The sequence below is a fragment of the Acinetobacter sp. C32I genome (assembly GCF_023702715.1).
Classification (GTDB): Bacteria; Pseudomonadota; Gammaproteobacteria; order Pseudomonadales; family Moraxellaceae; genus Acinetobacter.
In genome coordinates, this window is record NZ_CP098480.1 from 3,755,425 (window position 1) to 3,771,304 (window position 15,880).

The following is a 15,880-nucleotide window of genomic DNA, read 5'->3' on the forward strand; positions in this document are numbered from 1 at the left end:
AAAAAAGTGCACTGTCAATAAACTGTCACTACTAAAGTTTAGTATTTTTCTGTATAATTTGCCCTCAAATTTAAAGCGTATCGAATTTTACATGTCAGATATTAAAACTCTCCGTAACATTGCCATTATTGCGCACGTCGATCATGGTAAGACGACTCTAGTCGACAAACTTTTACAACAATCAGGTGCTCTTGGTGATCGCGCAGGCGAGATTGAACGTGTTATGGATTCTAACGCGCTTGAGTCTGAACGTGGTATTACCATTCTTGCAAAAAACACTGCAATCAAATGGTTAGACGCACGTACAAACACCGAATACCGCATTAACATTGTGGACACCCCAGGACACGCCGACTTTGGTGGTGAAGTGGAACGTGTAATGTCGATGGTTGACTGTGTATTGCTTCTTGTAGATTCACAAGAAGGTCCAATGCCACAAACTCGTTTCGTAACGCAAAAAGCGTTCGCGCGTGGTTTGAAGCCAATCGTGATTATCAACAAAGTTGACAAGCCAAGCGCGCGTCCAGATTGGGTAATCGATCAAGTATTTGATTTGTTTGACAACCTTGGTGGTACAGACGAACAGTTAGACTTCCCAATCGTTTATGCTTCAGGCTTACGTGGTGTTGCTGGTCCTTCACCAGAAGAATTAGCGGAAGACATGACACCGTTGTTCCAAACGATTGTAGATATTGTTGAACCACCGGCAGTTGATGTTGATGGTCCATTCCAAATGCAGATTTCATCACTTGACTATAACAGTTTCGTTGGTGTTATCGGTGTTGGTCGTATCCAACGTGGTTCAGTGAAATTAAACACACCAGTCACTGTGATTGATAAAGAAGGTAAGACACGTAACGGTCGTATCTTAAAAATCATGGGTTACCACGGTTTAGAGCGTGTTGATGTAGAATCTGCATCAGCAGGTGATATCGTATGTATTACAGGTATTGACGCATTAAACATTTCTGACACGATTTGTGATCCGAAAAATGTAGAAGCTTTACCTGCATTGTCTGTAGACGAACCTACAGTTTCGATGACATTCCAAGTAAACAACTCACCATTCGCTGGTAAAGAAGGTAAGTTTGTTACTTCACGTAACATCCGTGAACGTCTTGATCGCGAATTGATTCACAACGTAGCTTTACGTGTTGAAGATACTGACAGTCCAGACCGTTTCAAAGTTTCTGGTCGTGGTGAACTTCACCTTTCAGTATTGATTGAAAACATGCGTCGCGAAGGCTTCGAAATGGGCGTATCACGTCCACAAGTAATCATCAAAGAAATTGATGGTGAAAGACAAGAGCCGTATGAAAACGTAACTTTTGACGTTGAAGAACAGCACCAAGGTTCTGTAATGGAACAAATGGGTCACCGTAAAGGTGAGATGACCAATATGGAAGTTGATGGCAAAGGCCGTATCCGTATTGAGGCAACTGTACCTTCACGTGGTTTGATTGGTTTCCGTTCTGAATTCTTGACCATGACTTCTGGTACAGGGATCATGACATCAAGCTTCTCTCATTACGGTCCTGTGAAACAGGGTAGCGTAGCGAAGCGTCAAAACGGTGTATTGATTTCTATGGTTCAAGGTACTTGCTTGGGCTATGCACTCTTCACGCTTCAAGACCGTGGTCGTTTATTCGCGAAGCCACAGTTAGAAGTGTACGAAGGGATGATCGTGGGTATTAACTCTCGTTCAGACGATATGGTTGTAAACCCAACTAAAGCAAAACAGTTAACCAACGTTCGTGCGTCTGGTACTGATGATGCTTTAACTTTGACACCTGCAATTGAATACACGCTTGAACAAGCACTTGAATTCATTGAAGATGATGAGTTAGTAGAAGTTACACCAAAATCGATTCGTATTCGTAAGCGTTACTTAACTGAAAACGAACGTAAGCGTAACCGCGATAAATAATTTTTCTTCACTGAAAAATGACAAAACCGCTAAATTTATTTAGCGGTTTTTTATTGCATAAACCTAAGCGGAAGAACATGCTTAAACACATATTTTTATTAAAATAAAAAGTGTTGTTAAAGTGTGAAATAACTTTCTTTTTTTGATAAAAATATTAAATTATCAACATTATGTGGATAACTGCGCCTGTGTAATAAACAATGCAAAAACAGGTTGCGATCAAGTTCAACTCTGGAGAGTTATAGATGAGTATTATTAAAGAATTTAAAGAATTTGCCATCAAAGGCAATATGATGGATTTAGCGATTGGTGTCATCATTGGTGGTGCTTTCGGTAAAATCATTGATTCATTAGTGAAAGATATCGTGATGCCGGTGATTTCATGGATCTTGGGTGGTGATGTGGATTACACCAACTGGTTCCTTATCCTCGGCGATAACCCGAACAATGTGACGACCCTGAAAGCGGCACAGGATGCAGGACTGAATGTATTTGCTTATGGTAGCTTCTTAACCATTCTGATTAACTTCTTGTTATTGGCATGGGTTGTATTCTTGTTGGTGAAAGTGATGAACCGTATCCGCAAACAAGAAGAGGCTGCGCCTGAGCCTGAAGCAACACCAGAAGATGTTCAATTGTTACGTGAAATTCGTGATGAGTTGAAGAAACAGGGTTAACTCATCTTGTAAAAAAACGGCATTTGAAGTGCCGTTTTTTATTGCCTATTAAAATAGATTACCACTGGATAATGCGGTGAAAATCATCATTTTACATAGAAAAATTGCTGCTTTCATTTTAAGATGCTGTGCATATGATGAAGGGGATTAACTAACATGAACCAATTATTTGTATATGGCACACTCTGCCCAAATCGAGAAAATGCCCATATTTTGGGTGGAATCGGGGGGGACTGGCAGCAGGCTTCGGTGCATGGCACCATTCATATTTTGGATTGGGGCCCAGATCGCGGTTTGCCTGCAATGGTGCTAAATGAAGCAGATCCTTTGGTTGAGGGCTATCTATTTAGTACGGATAAGTTAGAACAGAATTGGCAAATGTTGGATGAATTTGAAGGGATACAATATCAACGTGTAAAGGTTCAGGTTCAGTTGTCTGATGGCGGCACAACATTGGCATGGACTTATGTGATGAAGCCTCAGGCTTAAGGTTTATCACAGAACAGGCTGTTGAGCTTAAATCATAATTTAAGCTCAAACCCAGCGATTATCTCAAACCATCCATACGGAATTTGACTTCGACCAGATGGAAGCCAAATTGGCTTTTAATCGGACCATGTAAAATACGCTCTGCTGCGCTGAAAACCAGTTTATCGATCACAGGGACCAACTGACCTTTTTTCACTTCACCGAGTTCACCACCACGTTTTGCTGAATTACAGGTTGAATATTGCTTGGCAACCTTGCTGAAATCCGCACCCGACTGAATCCGTTTTTTTAGCTGCTCAGCCAAGTCTTTGTCTTTAACTAGAATATGTCGAACAATCGCAGTTTGCATGATGTGTTCTCCTTCGTACATTTCATAAGCTTACGCTTTTTTTAACTTCAATGGCTGGCATTGCGGGCAGAATACACTGGCACGCTGACCTAATTTCATATTTTCCAATGTAGTTTCACAATTCACGCACATCTCACCCGCACGACCATATGCTAAAAGGGTTTGTTGGAAATAACCATTTTCGCCCATTGCATTGCTATAGTCACGTAAGGTTGAACCCCCTAAATCAATCGCTTGTTTTAAGATGCGTTTAACCTCAATGACCAACTTTTCCACTTGTGCTTTGCTCAGTGTCGAAGCAGGTTGTGCAGGATGAACCCCGATATTGAATAAACTTTCAGTCGCGTAAATATTGCCGACACCAACCACCACATGATTATCCATCAAAGCAATTTTAATGCCGACATTTTTTTTACTGAGTTTTTCGCGCAAATAAGTTGCGTTAAAGTCTTCACTCAGTGGTTCTGGACCGAGTGTATCAATCAATTTGGTTTGATTAGCTTGGTCTAACCATAGGATGCAGCCGAAGCGTCGTGGGTCGTGGTAACGAAGTTGCTGATCTTCAAAGTCAATTATGAGGTGATCATGTTTTCTCAATTCATCACTGGGTTGACAAAGACGAAAGCTACCAGACATTCCCAAATGCCAAAGCATTTGATCTTGTTCAAATTCTGCCAAGATATATTTAGAACGACGTTTAAGCTGGGTTAAGCGTTGCCCAACTAATTTATCAAGATCATTGGGAATCGGCCAACGTAAGCTTGCATTCAAGACTTTGACTGCTTGCACACGTTGCTCTAACAAGGGGAGTAGGCTGGTTTTGGTAGTTTCAACTTCAGGAAGTTCGGGCATAATGAGCTCAAGTTGTTTCAACAACAATACAATGAGGGTAAATGTTTCACTTACAATTATGACGGTATTTAATTTTATTTGCTAATGCAGATCAGCAATCTGATTAATGCTTTTAGCTAAAGTTAAATGTGTAAGATAAATATAAAATAATCAGACTCTTACTTTTAAAAAGCCTTTCTTTGAAATTTTGAGAAATAAGGAATCTTCATGCCTTCACCGAAAATTAACCTTTTATACGGTTGTGTTGCAATGTGTATGGGGTTAAGCAACTCCCTTGTTTGGGCTGCTGCGCCTAATGCAGAATCGGCAGTACAGCTTTCAACGATTAAAGTTGAAGCAACACGTACCGATACCACGTATATGGAAACCCCAGCATCGATCTTTAGAGTAGATATGCCTCAGAATGATCAATCTGCGCAGGTGAACTTAACCGAAGTGGTGAAAGGTATTCCAAGTGTGCAATTACGCAATCGTGAAAATTATGCTCAAGATTTGCAGCTTTCGATGCGAGGTTTTGGTGCGCGTTCTACCTTTGGTGTGCGTGGGATCCGCTTATATACCGATGGTATTCCAGCCACGATGCCCGATGGTCAGGGGCAGACTTCAAATATAGACTTAAGTAGTCTCAGTCATCTTGAGGTGTTAACTGGCCCATTCTCATCACTTTATGGTAACTCATCCGGTGGAGCAATTTTGGCGACGACTCGAGAGGGGCAGGGTAAAGACTCGATTGAGATGAGTTATGCGGGTGGCAGCCATAACAAGAATCGTGCAGGTCTGGTACTACAGGGTGGTGCGAAAAATCAAAATGAACCGAGCTATATCATCAGTTCCTCATATTTTGATACCGATGGCTATCGTGACCATAGCAGTGCAGAAAAAGTCTTAAATAATGCGAAACTGACGTGGAACTTGGATGACGGCAGTAAAATTAATTGGGTCACTAACTATGTCAAGATTCATGCAGATGATCCGCAAGGATTAAATAGAGCCCAATGGCAGCAAAATCCGCGTCAAGTTAACGATACGAATAATCTCTATAATGTGCGTAAAGATATTGAACAAACGCAAACGGGTGTGACTTGGTCGAAACCAATTAATGATCAGCATGAACTATATGCAATGGCCTATCTTGGCAATCGACAAGTAACACAATATCAATCAATTCCTCAATCCGCGCAAAAAAATCCTAACCATGCAGGTGGTGTGATTGATTTTGAGCGTAATTATTATGGTGCTGATTTCCGCTGGACAGGCAAAGAGCTGTTGCCGAATACCACTTTTAGTGTAGGGGTTGCGGTTGATAGCATGAATGAAGACCGTAAAGGTTATGAAAACTTTAATCTACTAAATGGTCAGCCATCTTATGGTGTAAAAGGTACATTACGTCGTAATGAAGACAATACCTTGTGGAACGTTGATCCCTATTTACAAGCATCATGGCAATTTTTACCGACTTGGCGCTTAGATACGGGTGTACGCTATAGTAATGTGCATTACAAATCCAAGGATCACTATTTAAGTAACGGTAATGATAGTGATAAAACGGATTACAATAAGGTCCTGCCATCAGCTGCCTTAAGTTGGCAAATTGCACCTGAGTTATTAGCCTATGCCAGCTACGCAAAAGGTTTTGAAACACCGACCTTCACAGAAATGGCTTATCAAGCTGATCCTAAAAAGTCTGGGTTTAACTTCGATCTCAAACCATCGACAAGTGATAACTATGAAGTGGGGTTGAAATCGCAAAACCCGTTTGGTGATTTCACTTTGGCTGTTTTCCAGAGCAAGACTAAGAATGATATTGTTTCGGCAGGTACTTCTGATGGTCGTTCAACCTTTAGAAATGCGGATAAAACCTTGCGCCAAGGTGCTGAATTTGCATGGAATAAAAAGCTTTGGAAAGACTTAGAAATGAATGCCAGTTATGGTTATTTGGATGCCAAATTTGATGCCGAAATTCCGGCTGTAGGTACGGTCAAGGCTGTTGGAAAGGGCAATGCAATTCCGGGGATTGCCAAGAACCAAGCTTTTCTTGGCTTGGCGTGGAAGCCTGAGCAGGGCTTCTATGCGGGTGCAGATGCGCAGTATATGGACAAGGTCTATGTGGATGATGTGAATAGTGATACAGCGCCAAGCTATGCTGTTGCTTCAATTTATACAGGATATGCATGGAAATATGTAGATTGGGGTATTAATGGCTTTGCGCGTATTGATAATTTATTCGATAAGAACTATGCGGGCTCTGTAATTGTGAATGATAGCAATGGTCGCTTCTTTGAACCTGCAGATGGGCGCAATTGGAGTGCTGGAATTAAAGTGAGTAAACAGTTCTAAGTAAAAAGAGCAGCATTTTTATGCTGCTCTTTGTTTTTTACTTTTTGGGTGCTGCTTTTTTCGCAGCAATTGCTTCTTCAACTTTGGCTAAAGACTCTTTCGCATTGGGATAGTTTGCTGCAGCTAAACGAGAGAATATATTTTTTGCCTGCTCTAAGTCCTGATCGATAATATTACCATTGGCGAGCATATTGCCTAAAATCATCAGGGATGGTGCATAACCTTTCTTGGACAGGTCTTTTAAGCTTTCAACCGCTTGTTGCTGCATGAATGGATTTTTATTCTTTACGCCAATGCCAAGATCATATACTGCTTTTAAGTTCTTAGCAGGATAATAATCTTTTCTTAATAACGGTAATAACTTCTGAATGGCAAGTTGGTCATATTCAGGCTTACCTTGTCTAAAAAGAATATCCGCAAACTCAACAGTCGCTTCATCCGAGCCTTGAATTGATGCTTTCTCTAAATATTCTTTATATTTTTGTGGATTCTTAGCTAGCCCAAGTGTGCCTTTATGGTAGGCCTGAGCGAGTGCAAAGCTTGCAGGGCCATAACCTTTGTTCGATGCATCTTGATAATACTGCAATGCTTTCTTTTCATCTTTCGCTGTGCCTTGCCCAGCTTGAGTCATATAACCTAAATTGAAGATCGCTTGCTTATTTCCAGTATTGGCCAAACGCTGCATTTCCTGAAAGGCTGCGGGATAGTCTTTGGCTTCGTAAAGTTGGGTCGCTTTAGTAAATAACGGATCGGTCTTGACGGTTGTCGCTTTAGTGTCTGCTGCGAATGCTGTATGGCTTACAATCATCATTAAACTCGCGATGAGCAATTTTTTCATGTTTATTTTCCTTTCATGTTGATCTGCTTTCATCCTTTGCATAGCAGAACTCAATATGTTGCCTTCATCATAAAAGTTTAGGTAAAAATGTAAATAAGGGTTTTGTATAAATCGTGGTGAATAAGAAGAAGGAAAATTAAACCCTGTAATAGTATAAAATTTATTAAATCAATAGTTTATATTTTGTCTTTTCAGGTGGAGGCTTGTGGGTTCTCTCTGGCAAAGAAGTCAACAAACCTCCATAATTGCATATTATTTGTTACTGCTGGCTTCCTGTAAAAGCTGCTCAATCTGTTCCGCATTTTGTGGGCTGCCAGAGAGGCGCATCCCATTTTGCAAGAATAGTGTCGGAGTGCCATCAATTTGTAGTTTTTGGCCTAGGGCAAGATTCTTTTGTATCGGGGTTTCACATTGTGCTGCATTTTTAGGTGCTTTACGATGCAGCATATAATCCTCCCAAGCTTCGTACTGATTTTTTGAACACCAAATTTGATTGGCAACAGCTTCTGCTTTGGGATGTAAACTTTTTAGCGGGAACAAAAACAGATACACAGTGACATTATCGATAGAGGTCATATTCTGTTCAAGTTTTTGGCAGTAGGGACAATCAGGGTCGCTAAAAACATAAAGAATACGCTCGCCTTTGCCTTTTACATATTTGATGGCCTGATCGAGCGGCAGCTGTTTAACATCAATTTTTCCAAATTCCGCTAAACGCTCTTCAGTCAGATTTTTCTTGTTTTTGACGTCGAGGAGGTTGCCAAAAAAGAGGTACTTGGCGGTTTCATCCGTATAGATGATTTTACCTGCGGCATAGACTTCATAAATACCAGGTAAAGGAGAGGAGCTAACTGATTTGACTGGAATATCTGGATAGTTATGCTTGAAGTTTCGTTCTAGTGTTTTGCTATCGGCATGTAGGCTTTGTAGGCTGAGCAGACTCAAACTGAGTGCAGATAACCATGTTTTGATCATTATTTTCATGAGGAATCGGTTGTGTTGAGAATAAAGGAACAATAACGTTGATTTGCACTTTCGACAAGAATCTAACTCAAACTTTATTTTAAATAAGGCTGCATCGCCAATTGAAGCAATTCAATCAGCTCAGGGTCCATATAGTGGTAGTCATCGGGAATATCGAGCACAAAGACTTTCTTATGCGTGAGTTGTTTTGAAAACTGTTCTTTGATCTGTTGTTTGTGTCGAGATTCCATCACAAAGATTTGTTCCGCCCAAGCAATATCCTTTAATGAGAGAGTATGTTTGGCGTGACGGCTGGTCCCTGCAGAACGGGTATGTAGGCCATAGCCTTGAGCGAAAATACGTTCAGCTGTTGGGCTACGCCATTGATTACGACTGCAAATGAAAAGAGTGTTCAGTATGTTAAATCCAAGAGTTGAAATGAGCTTCACGTAAATATTTTGCTTTGGAAATTCGGGGATATTTAATTCTTAATTGCTTGGCACGTGCAAGTTTATCTTGTCGTGTATACAGATATTTCCATTGTTTAGGGGGCTTTCAACAGAGAGAATTATGCCTACAGTCTCGACCACGAAATAGAAATTTTTGTTTACGTCGCCACGCTCGATTACGTTGTTGTGATACATCATCCATATTAAAAAACTCATGAGTTGATCGGGTTCAGCAGCCGCGATAACACATGAGTTTTTAATATAAAATCAAAGCCTGATTTTACAAGTATTTAGTTTGGTCTTGCCACATCACCATTTAGTGCACCCGGTAGATCCAAAACGGTTACATCGAGCTCTTCTAAAGCAGCGGGTTTTGCAATGACCAAGGCTAAATAGCCTTCTTCAAATGCAACACTATTCACGACTTCAACATCTTTATTGAGCTGAGTTGCAGGAGCAGGTAGATCACCTTGGGCTTGAATTAAATGCAACCAATGCTTCGGCTTTGCTTTAAACCAGAGACGTGCCACAATTTCCTGACCGAGATAACAACCTTTATCAAAATGTACGCCATCGCGTTGATGTAAACGTAATTCTTGTGGTTGAAATAAGTGCTCGGTGCTTTGACTAATCCACGCTTGTCCAGACTGAATGGCCTGAACTTGCCAAGTATTGATATCACTTTCTACTGATGAAAATTCGGTTTGAATGCCGTCTACCTTAGGAAAAACAGGACCGATTTGTTCTAACTTCATTTTAGAAAAGGCGCCAAACTTTTTAATATGCTTAGCAAATTCTTCGGCTTGGTCTTGCGTGGTTACAAGCTCAAAGCTCTCTGGGCCAAGTCTTTTAATCCATAAACCAAAATGAATACGTCCTTTTAAGTCACAAATAGCGGTATAGCGACTTTCATTTTCAGGTACGCGCTCTACATGCACGGTCACTTGACCTTGTAAAAATTTCTGTGCATCTACACCATTCAAACTAAAAGCAGTAAAAGCAAGCTGACTCATAGATCAATCCTAAATCTGCATTCTGATCACGAAAATATGGATTGTTATTTTGCGCTATTTTTCACAAAAAAGCAGCTTGAGATTCTCGATATTCGTGCTCAAATGAGGGATTAAAGGCATAGCATTTGTGTACCAAATCGCTATGATAAATCGATCCAACACAAGAATCGTAAGATTGGAGAATAATAATGACGGGTACAGTAAAATTACATCGCGTATTGAGTGCGCCACCTGCTCGGGTTTACAAAGCCTTTTTAGATCCTGATGCCTTGGTAAAATGGCTACCACCGCATGGATTCACTGCAAAAGTTCATCACCTTGATCCTCAAGAGGGTGGCAGCTATAAAATGTCATTTACCAATTTTTCAACTGGACGCTCACACTCTTTTGGTGGAACCTATGTTGAACTGGTTCCCAATGAAAGCTTGCGTTATACCGATCGTTTTGATGATCCAAATCTGCCTGGTGATATTCAAGTGACGATTCAATTAAAGCAAGTATTGGTCGGTACTGAAATCCATATTACCCAAGAAGGGATACCCGAGGTGATTCCGGTCGAAGCTTGCTATTTAGGTTGGCAAGAATCAGTGTATCTGCTTGGCTTATTGGTACAGGCTGAGATTCCAGATCAGTAATCGAAAACAAGAATCAGCTTAAAAAAACAGTTTATGATGATGACATCGGGGGATGCTATGTCAGAACAAGCGATGCTTGCACACCGTGAACAGCTTGCACGCCGTGCAATGCTGGACGCTTTAGAAAACCAACAGGCCGAAGACAGTGTAGAGTTATTTATTCAACATCACCTTGAAGAGGTTGAATCTGTATATTGGCAAAAACACTTTGGGACAGCGACCCCAACTCCGTTGCAGGTATTAGCATTTTTGGTGCTTGATCATCAATGGAAGGATGAGGGTTTAGAGCCGCATGACATGCTTGATTTTACTTTGCCCGATGGAATTACTAATTATGTGATTTGTGTCAGCTTTGATTCCAAAGGGCAGGTGATTGATATCGCAATGGAAAGTTAAAACTAAATTGAAGGGCTGGGTATGCAAATTGAGATTAAACGTATTTATGACCCTGTCGCAGTCACTGATGGAAAGAGGATCTTGGTTGATCGCTTGTGGCCAAGAGGAATTTCCAAAGAGCGTGCGCATTTGGACTTATGGCTCAAGGAGATTGCACCGTCAACAGAATTGCGGCAGGCTTTTTGCCACAAGGCTGAACATTGGCTCAGTTTTCAACAAGGCTATTATCAAGAATTATCTGGAAATCCACATGTCAATGAACTCAGAGAAATGGCAGCGCAACAGCAATTGACGCTGATTTATGCAGCCAAAGATCCTCAACTGAATCATGCTTTAGTTTTGAAGAATTATTTACTTGGCATCGCGATTCAAGCCTAAAATTTTGAAAAATTGCGTCTATCCATCATAATAGCCGTTTTGAGTTTCTTTTATGTCTTTTCCAAATTGCCCACAATGCCAATCAGAATATACTTACCAAGATGGCGATTTATTGATTTGTCCTGAATGTTCACATGAATGGAAGGAAGGGGAAGTCGCGGCTTCAGAATTACAGGACATTATTAAAGATGCCAATGGAAATGTGTTGGCCGATGGTGATAGCGTAACGGTTGTGAAAGACTTAAAAATTAAAGGTTCATCTTCTGTGGTGAAGGTTGGAACAAAAGTTAAAAGCATCCGTTTAGTTCCAGATGCGAGCGATGGTCATAACATTGATTGTAAAATTGATGGTGTTGGTGCAATGAAACTGAAGTCTGAGTTTGTGAAAAAAGTTTAACTTTTTATATTTAGGAGCATGAAAATGCTCCTTTTTTATGTCTGCTCAGAATTACCAAAAGTGAACAAAAAACAATCTTTTTAAACTGACCTAGCTGTTCTATATTGGATGAGATAACAAACAACACTAACTCCAATAATAGAGGTCTTTATGTCAGGATGGTTTGAAGTCAGTCAAGCAAGTGATGGGCAATATCGTTTTGTGTTAAAAGCAGGAAATGGCGAGCCAATTTTAAATAGCGAATTATATAAAACTAAAGCAGCGGCCTTGAATGGGATTGCATCGGTACAAAAAAATAGTCCAGATGATGCTCGTTATGAACGTTTAACGTCTAAAAATGAAAAAGCCTATTTTAATTTAAAAGCTGCCAATCATCAGGTGATTGGTACCAGTCAGTTATATGCCAGTGAGCAGTCTCGAGATAAGGGGATTGAGTCTGTGAAGAAGAATGGCCCATCAGAAACCATTAAAGATCTGACTGCTTAATGGATAAAAAAGCCGTTTCATTGAAACGGCTTTTTTATGTTTAGAATTTAGATTAGCGAACAAGTTTTGCTAATAATTCTTCTTTATTGAGATTACTTGATTCAGCATCGCGACGACCTTTGTACTCGAAAGTACCTGCATCCAAACCTTTTTCACCAATCACGATACGATGTGGAATTCCCATCAATTCAAGATCAGAGAATTTCACCCCTGGGCGTTCATTACGATCATCCAGCAAGACATCATAACCTTGTGCTTGCAGCTCAGCATACAATGCTTCTGCTGCTTCAAGCGTACGTGGTGATTTATGAGCATTCATTGGCACAATCGCAACTTCAAAAGGCGCAATCGTTTGTGGCCAGATAATGCCTTTCTCATCGAAGTTTTGTTCGATCGCCGCAGCGACCACACGTGTTACACCGATGCCGTAACAGCCCATGGTGACGGTAAATGGTTTGCCGTCTTCACCAAGAACCTTACAGCCTAAAGCTTCAGAGTATTTGGTGCCGAGTTGGAAGATGTGACCGACTTCGATCCCGCGTTTAATCTGGATTGTGCCTTTACCATCTGGAGATGGGTCACCTTCAACCACATTACGTAGGTCAAATACTTCTGTGAATTTGGCATCACGATCCCAGTTAACTCCCGTTGCATGCTTGTCGACTTCATTTGCACCTGCAACAAAGTCAGATAAGACCGATGCAGCACGGTCCACAATCACGGTTAGGCCTTTTTCCACTAAACCTTGTGGGCCACAGAAGCCAGCTGTTAGACCGTGTTGTTGCAATTGCTGTTCAGTCGCAAATGTTAAAGGTGCTGCAATCAATGGATGCTTTTCAGCTTTAATATCATTGAGTTCATGGTCACCACGGAGGAACAAGGCAACAACTGGTGTAAGACCTTTGTCGTCAGTTGGACCTTGTACCAATAATGCTTTAACAGACTGTTTCGCATCAGCATTTAAGAACTGGCAAACATCCGCAATAGTTTTTTGATTTGGCGTATCAACGAGCGTTAATGCTTGAGTTGCAGCAGCACGCTCACCGACTAATAGTGCTTCTGCCATTTCAACGTTGGCGGCAAAGTCAGATTCTGTCGAGAAAGCGATGTCATCTTCACCACTTGACGCAAGCACATGGAATTCATGTGATGCTGAACCACCAATTGAACCAGTATCAGCTTGTACTGGACGGAAGTCCAAACCTAGACGGGTGAAGATACGACTATAGGTGTCGTACATCACATCATAGGTTTCTTGTAATGAGGCCTGATCTGCATGGAATGAATATGCATCTTTCATGATGAATTCACGTGAGCGCATTACGCCAAAACGTGGACGAATTTCGTCACGGAATTTGGTTTGAATTTGATAGAAATTCAAAGGGAGCTGTTTATAGCTCTTGAGTTCATTACGGGCCAAGTCGGTAATCACTTCTTCGTGAGTTGGACCAAGCACGAATGGATTGTCATGGCGATCTTTAAAGCGTAATAGTTCTGGGCCGTATTGTTCAAAACGACCAGATTCTTCCCAAAGCGAAGCAGGTTGAGTCACTGGCATAAAGACTTCTAATGCACCTGAACGGTTCATCTCTTCACGAACAATGGCATCCACTTTCTTTAAAACGCGCGTTCCCATGGGCAACCAAGAGTATAAGCCAGAAGCGAGTTTACGAATCATCCCCGCACGTAGCATGAGCTGGTGTGAAATCACTTCAGCATCATTTGGGGTTTCTCTTAACGTTGCAAATAAAAAGCGGCTTGCGCGCATGGAAACTGTCCTAAAGTTAAGTGTTATTTAAAAAGTGCTATCAATGAGCAAAATAATCAGCTCAGTTTTGAGCAATGGGCATTATGACATGAATCATTCAATTTGGCGCAGTATAAAGTACAGGCATACGCTTAAATATTGGAATTGTTTAAAGATTAATGTCGAGATGGTCAGTGCGTGATTGTATATTCAGGGTTTAGGTCGAGCCGAGTGCATTTAAGCGATTGATAATATCGCTATATTCAACTTCGGTCTTATGATAGGCATTACGTAGGCTTTCAACGGTTTTTTTGACGTTTTCGATATTTTGAGCATTATTTTCCAGATTGCTTTTGAGCTGGGCAGGCAGCACTTCACCTTTGCGGTGATATTCCATTTCTTGGCGTTTGAAAGCAATTTTATCCTTTTGTAATTGCTGTAACTGTTCTTGCTGATAATTCAGCTGTTTTTTGAGATTTGCTAAAATTTGATCGCGTTTTGCTGCTGCGATTTGTGGACTGCCATAGGCGCGTTTGAGTCTGAGATCTTGTTCACGACGACGTGCTAGAGATTCGCGTTGAGCCGATTGCTGAACATCGGCAGCAGCATTATAAGCACGATTGCGTTTGATCACTTGCATATTACGATCAAGTGCTTCATAGCCATGTCGGATATGCTCTGGGGTGACAGAGGTGCTGACATTAGCAACGCCGTTTTTGTCATAATAACGATACCAAACAGGTTTAACTTGTTCAGTTGCTGCAAGGCTAGAATGGCTGACAAATAGCAATAGAAAAAATGAACAAATGTAACTACGAGTAATCGTTGTAAAGTGACCAATGCGGAAACCGCACTTTAACGAACCAGTCATTACATTCCCCGTAAAAAAGTTAATTAAATCACTTATTTTTAAATAATAATCAGTTGTATATTAGTGCTAATTTAGACATTTAAAAATAGTTATTCAGCAAAAAAAATAGGAATTTAATCAAAAGTGTGAACTGTTTATGATTGTTAAGCGAAACTGATAGGTTGGTTCAAAAAACTTCATTGATAATGCAAGTAAAGATATGTTAAAAATATCAACTAATCTGTATAAAACAAATTAAACCAACCATAATTTGTATTGAGTATTGGGGCAGGACAATAAATGGAAGATAAATTTCAAAATTTGAAGGTCATGGTGATTGACGATTCAAAAACGATTCGTCGTACAGCTGAGACTTTATTACAACGTGAAGGTTGTGAAGTGATTACAGCGGTTGATGGCTTTGAAGCATTATCAAAAATTGCAGAAGCTAATCCAGATATCGTTTTTGTTGACATCATGATGCCTCGTTTAGACGGTTACCAAACCTGTGCATTAATTAAAAATTCTCTAAATTATCAAAATATTCCAGTCATTATGTTGTCAAGCAAAGACGGTTTGTTTGATCAGGCGAAAGGGCGTGTTGTGGGGTCGGATGAATATTTAACCAAGCCATTCAGTAAAGATGAGCTGTTAAACGCGATTCGCAACCATGTTAGCGCATAAAATTTAAGATTGAGGAAAAAATGGCTCGCATACTTATTGTAGATGATTCACCTACTGAAACATTTCGCTTTAGAGAAATTTTAACGAAGCACGGTTATGACGTTATTGAAGCAACCAATGGTGCTGATGGTGTGACCATGGCGCAGGCAGAATTGCCTGACTTGGTGCTGATGGATGTGGTGATGCCAGGGATGAATGGCTTTCAGGCAACGCGTCAAATCAGTAAAGGTAAGGACACACAGCATATTCCTGTTGTGATTGTCAGTACCAAAGATCAGGCCACAGACCGTGTATGGGGTAAGCGTCAAGGGGCTTGTGATTATTTGACTAAGCCAATTGATGAACAGCAACTTATTGATGTCATTAAACAATTATTAAGTTAATTTTTTGCTCAAGACGAGCCTTCTCATTAC

19 protein-coding genes and 1 pseudogene are annotated in these 15,880 nt (G+C 40.6%); 11 read left to right on the top strand and 9 right to left on the bottom strand.

Annotated features, from left to right (window positions below; translation table 11 throughout):
- Nucleotides 1-91 precede the first annotated feature (91 nt).
- The 3 genes from typA to NDN13_RS17950 all read left to right on the top strand — a co-directional run bounded on the left by typA (nt 92) and on the right by NDN13_RS17950 (nt 3,093).
- Nucleotides 92-1,927, top strand: coding sequence for a translational GTPase TypA (gene typA, locus NDN13_RS17940; protein WP_032812341.1), 1,836 nt, complete (start codon nt 92-94; stop codon nt 1,925-1,927).
- Nucleotides 1,928-2,172: 245 nt separating this feature from the next.
- Nucleotides 2,173-2,604, top strand: coding sequence for a large conductance mechanosensitive channel protein MscL (mscL, locus tag NDN13_RS17945; protein ID WP_004652374.1), 432 nt, complete (start codon nt 2,173-2,175; stop codon nt 2,602-2,604).
- Nucleotides 2,605-2,760: 156 nt separating this feature from the next.
- Nucleotides 2,761-3,093: a gamma-glutamylcyclotransferase family protein gene (locus NDN13_RS17950; RefSeq protein WP_251116425.1), complete on the top strand. Its 333-nt coding sequence runs from the start codon at nt 2,761-2,763 to the stop codon at nt 3,091-3,093.
- Nucleotides 3,094-3,151: 58 nt separating this feature from the next.
- Here NDN13_RS17950 and NDN13_RS17955 read toward each other — a convergent pair whose 3' ends face one another.
- Together NDN13_RS17955 and mutM are read right to left on the bottom strand one after the other, a co-directional pair.
- On the bottom strand, nt 3,152-3,442 hold the full coding sequence (locus NDN13_RS17955) for a peptidylprolyl isomerase (protein WP_004802898.1): 291 nt from the start codon (nt 3,440-3,442) through the stop codon (nt 3,152-3,154).
- A 30-nt stretch (nt 3,443-3,472) separates the two neighbouring features.
- A complete protein-coding gene (mutM, locus tag NDN13_RS17960) occupies nt 3,473-4,294 on the bottom strand; it encodes a bifunctional DNA-formamidopyrimidine glycosylase/DNA-(apurinic or apyrimidinic site) lyase (RefSeq protein ID WP_251116426.1) in 822 nt (273 codons plus the stop codon).
- A 207-nt stretch (nt 4,295-4,501) separates the two neighbouring features.
- Here mutM and NDN13_RS17965 point away from each other — a divergent pair, with 207 nt between their 5' ends.
- Nucleotides 4,502-6,631: a TonB-dependent receptor domain-containing protein gene (locus NDN13_RS17965; RefSeq protein WP_251116427.1), complete on the top strand. Its 2,130-nt coding sequence runs from the start codon at nt 4,502-4,504 to the stop codon at nt 6,629-6,631.
- Nucleotides 6,632-6,668: 37 nt separating this feature from the next.
- On the opposite strand, the gene NDN13_RS17970 is transcribed toward NDN13_RS17965, so the two are convergent.
- The 5 genes and pseudogenes from NDN13_RS17970 to ygfZ form a co-directional block, all read right to left on the bottom strand.
- Nucleotides 6,669-7,469 carry a tetratricopeptide repeat protein gene (locus NDN13_RS17970; RefSeq protein WP_251116428.1) on the bottom strand — a complete coding sequence of 267 codons (801 nt, stop codon included), beginning with the start codon at nt 7,467-7,469 and terminating at the stop codon, nt 6,669-6,671.
- A 252-nt stretch (nt 7,470-7,721) separates the two neighbouring features.
- Nucleotides 7,722-8,444 (bottom strand): DsbC family protein, encoded by a 723-nt coding sequence (locus tag NDN13_RS17975; protein ID WP_251118267.1) that lies wholly within the window; start codon nt 8,442-8,444, stop codon nt 7,722-7,724.
- 83 nt (nt 8,445-8,527) lie between these two features.
- The gene (locus tag NDN13_RS17980) at nt 8,528-8,881 is read right to left on the bottom strand and encodes a low molecular weight protein tyrosine phosphatase family protein (RefSeq protein WP_251116429.1); all 354 of its coding nucleotides are present in this window, start codon (nt 8,879-8,881) and stop codon (nt 8,528-8,530) included.
- Nucleotides 8,853-9,083 (bottom strand): annotated as a pseudogene (locus tag NDN13_RS17985) (hypothetical protein). Before NDN13_RS17985 ends, NDN13_RS17980 begins: the two are co-directional and overlap by 29 nt.
- An 88-nt stretch (nt 9,084-9,171) precedes the next feature.
- Nucleotides 9,172-9,894, bottom strand: coding sequence for a CAF17-like 4Fe-4S cluster assembly/insertion protein YgfZ (ygfZ, locus tag NDN13_RS17990; RefSeq protein WP_251116430.1), 723 nt, complete (start codon nt 9,892-9,894; stop codon nt 9,172-9,174).
- 182 nt (nt 9,895-10,076) lie between these two features.
- On the opposite strand from ygfZ, the gene NDN13_RS17995 reads away from it, so the two are divergent.
- The 5 genes from NDN13_RS17995 to NDN13_RS18015 all read left to right on the top strand — a co-directional run bounded on the left by NDN13_RS17995 (nt 10,077) and on the right by NDN13_RS18015 (nt 12,186).
- A complete protein-coding gene (locus tag NDN13_RS17995) occupies nt 10,077-10,529 on the top strand; it encodes an SRPBCC family protein (protein WP_251118268.1) in 453 nt (150 codons plus the stop codon).
- A gap of 33 nt (nt 10,530-10,562) precedes the next feature.
- On the top strand, nt 10,563-10,925 hold the full coding sequence (locus NDN13_RS18000; protein WP_251116431.1) for a DUF2004 domain-containing protein: 363 nt from the start codon (nt 10,563-10,565) through the stop codon (nt 10,923-10,925).
- A gap of 21 nt (nt 10,926-10,946) precedes the next feature.
- Nucleotides 10,947-11,303: a DUF488 domain-containing protein gene (locus NDN13_RS18005; protein WP_251116432.1), complete on the top strand. Its 357-nt coding sequence runs from the start codon at nt 10,947-10,949 to the stop codon at nt 11,301-11,303.
- Nucleotides 11,304-11,355: 52 nt separating this feature from the next.
- Complete coding sequence (locus NDN13_RS18010; protein ID WP_070075742.1) at nt 11,356-11,700, top strand: zinc ribbon domain-containing protein YjdM; 345 nt, start codon at nt 11,356-11,358, stop codon at nt 11,698-11,700.
- Between the two features lie 150 nt (nt 11,701-11,850).
- Complete coding sequence (locus NDN13_RS18015) at nt 11,851-12,186, top strand: YegP family protein (RefSeq protein WP_251116433.1); 336 nt, start codon at nt 11,851-11,853, stop codon at nt 12,184-12,186.
- 52 nt (nt 12,187-12,238) lie between these two features.
- On the opposite strand, the gene NDN13_RS18020 is transcribed toward NDN13_RS18015, so the two are convergent.
- A complete protein-coding gene (locus NDN13_RS18020) occupies nt 12,239-13,954 on the bottom strand; it encodes a proline--tRNA ligase (protein ID WP_251116434.1) in 1,716 nt (571 codons plus the stop codon).
- A 196-nt stretch (nt 13,955-14,150) separates the two neighbouring features.
- A complete protein-coding gene (locus NDN13_RS18025; RefSeq protein ID WP_251116435.1) occupies nt 14,151-14,804 on the bottom strand; it encodes a hypothetical protein in 654 nt (217 codons plus the stop codon).
- Nucleotides 14,805-15,083: 279 nt separating this feature from the next.
- Here NDN13_RS18025 and pilG point away from each other — a divergent pair, with 279 nt between their 5' ends.
- Together pilG and NDN13_RS18035 are read left to right on the top strand one after the other, a co-directional pair.
- Complete coding sequence (pilG, locus tag NDN13_RS18030) at nt 15,084-15,467, top strand: twitching motility response regulator PilG (RefSeq protein WP_004652356.1); 384 nt, start codon at nt 15,084-15,086, stop codon at nt 15,465-15,467.
- Nucleotides 15,468-15,487: 20 nt separating this feature from the next.
- A complete protein-coding gene (locus NDN13_RS18035; RefSeq protein ID WP_004652355.1) occupies nt 15,488-15,850 on the top strand; it encodes a response regulator in 363 nt (120 codons plus the stop codon).
- Nucleotides 15,851-15,880: the final 30 nt, after the last annotated feature.

Excerpts from the sequence above, each read along its gene's own strand:
- NDN13_RS17975 (WP_251118267.1), bottom strand. The coding sequence starts at position 8,444 with ATGATCAAAACATGGTTATCTGCACTCAGTTTGAGTCTGCTCAGCCTA.
- NDN13_RS17955 (WP_004802898.1), bottom strand. The coding sequence starts at position 3,442 with ATGCAAACTGCGATTGTTCGACATATTCTAGTTAAAGACAAAGACTTG.
- NDN13_RS18005 (WP_251116432.1), top strand. The coding sequence starts at position 10,947 with ATGCAAATTGAGATTAAACGTATTTATGACCCTGTCGCAGTCACTGAT.
- mscL (WP_004652374.1), top strand. The coding sequence starts at position 2,173 with ATGAGTATTATTAAAGAATTTAAAGAATTTGCCATCAAAGGCAATATG.
- pilG (WP_004652356.1), top strand. The coding sequence starts at position 15,084 with ATGGAAGATAAATTTCAAAATTTGAAGGTCATGGTGATTGACGATTCA.
- ygfZ (WP_251116430.1), bottom strand. The coding sequence starts at position 9,894 with ATGAGTCAGCTTGCTTTTACTGCTTTTAGTTTGAATGGTGTAGATGCA.
- NDN13_RS18035 (WP_004652355.1), top strand. The coding sequence starts at position 15,488 with ATGGCTCGCATACTTATTGTAGATGATTCACCTACTGAAACATTTCGC.
- NDN13_RS18000 (WP_251116431.1), top strand. The coding sequence starts at position 10,563 with ATGATGATGACATCGGGGGATGCTATGTCAGAACAAGCGATGCTTGCA.
- NDN13_RS18015 (WP_251116433.1), top strand. The coding sequence starts at position 11,851 with ATGTCAGGATGGTTTGAAGTCAGTCAAGCAAGTGATGGGCAATATCGT.
- NDN13_RS17950 (WP_251116425.1), top strand. The coding sequence starts at position 2,761 with ATGAACCAATTATTTGTATATGGCACACTCTGCCCAAATCGAGAAAAT.
- NDN13_RS17970 (WP_251116428.1), bottom strand. The coding sequence starts at position 7,469 with ATGAAAAAATTGCTCATCGCGAGTTTAATGATGATTGTAAGCCATACA.
- typA (WP_032812341.1), top strand. The coding sequence starts at position 92 with ATGTCAGATATTAAAACTCTCCGTAACATTGCCATTATTGCGCACGTC.
- NDN13_RS17965 (WP_251116427.1), top strand. The coding sequence starts at position 4,502 with ATGCCTTCACCGAAAATTAACCTTTTATACGGTTGTGTTGCAATGTGT.
- NDN13_RS18010 (WP_070075742.1), top strand. The coding sequence starts at position 11,356 with ATGTCTTTTCCAAATTGCCCACAATGCCAATCAGAATATACTTACCAA.
- NDN13_RS18025 (WP_251116435.1), bottom strand. The coding sequence starts at position 14,804 with ATGACTGGTTCGTTAAAGTGCGGTTTCCGCATTGGTCACTTTACAACG.
- NDN13_RS18020 (WP_251116434.1), bottom strand. The coding sequence starts at position 13,954 with ATGCGCGCAAGCCGCTTTTTATTTGCAACGTTAAGAGAAACCCCAAAT.
- mutM (WP_251116426.1), bottom strand. The coding sequence starts at position 4,294 with ATGCCCGAACTTCCTGAAGTTGAAACTACCAAAACCAGCCTACTCCCC.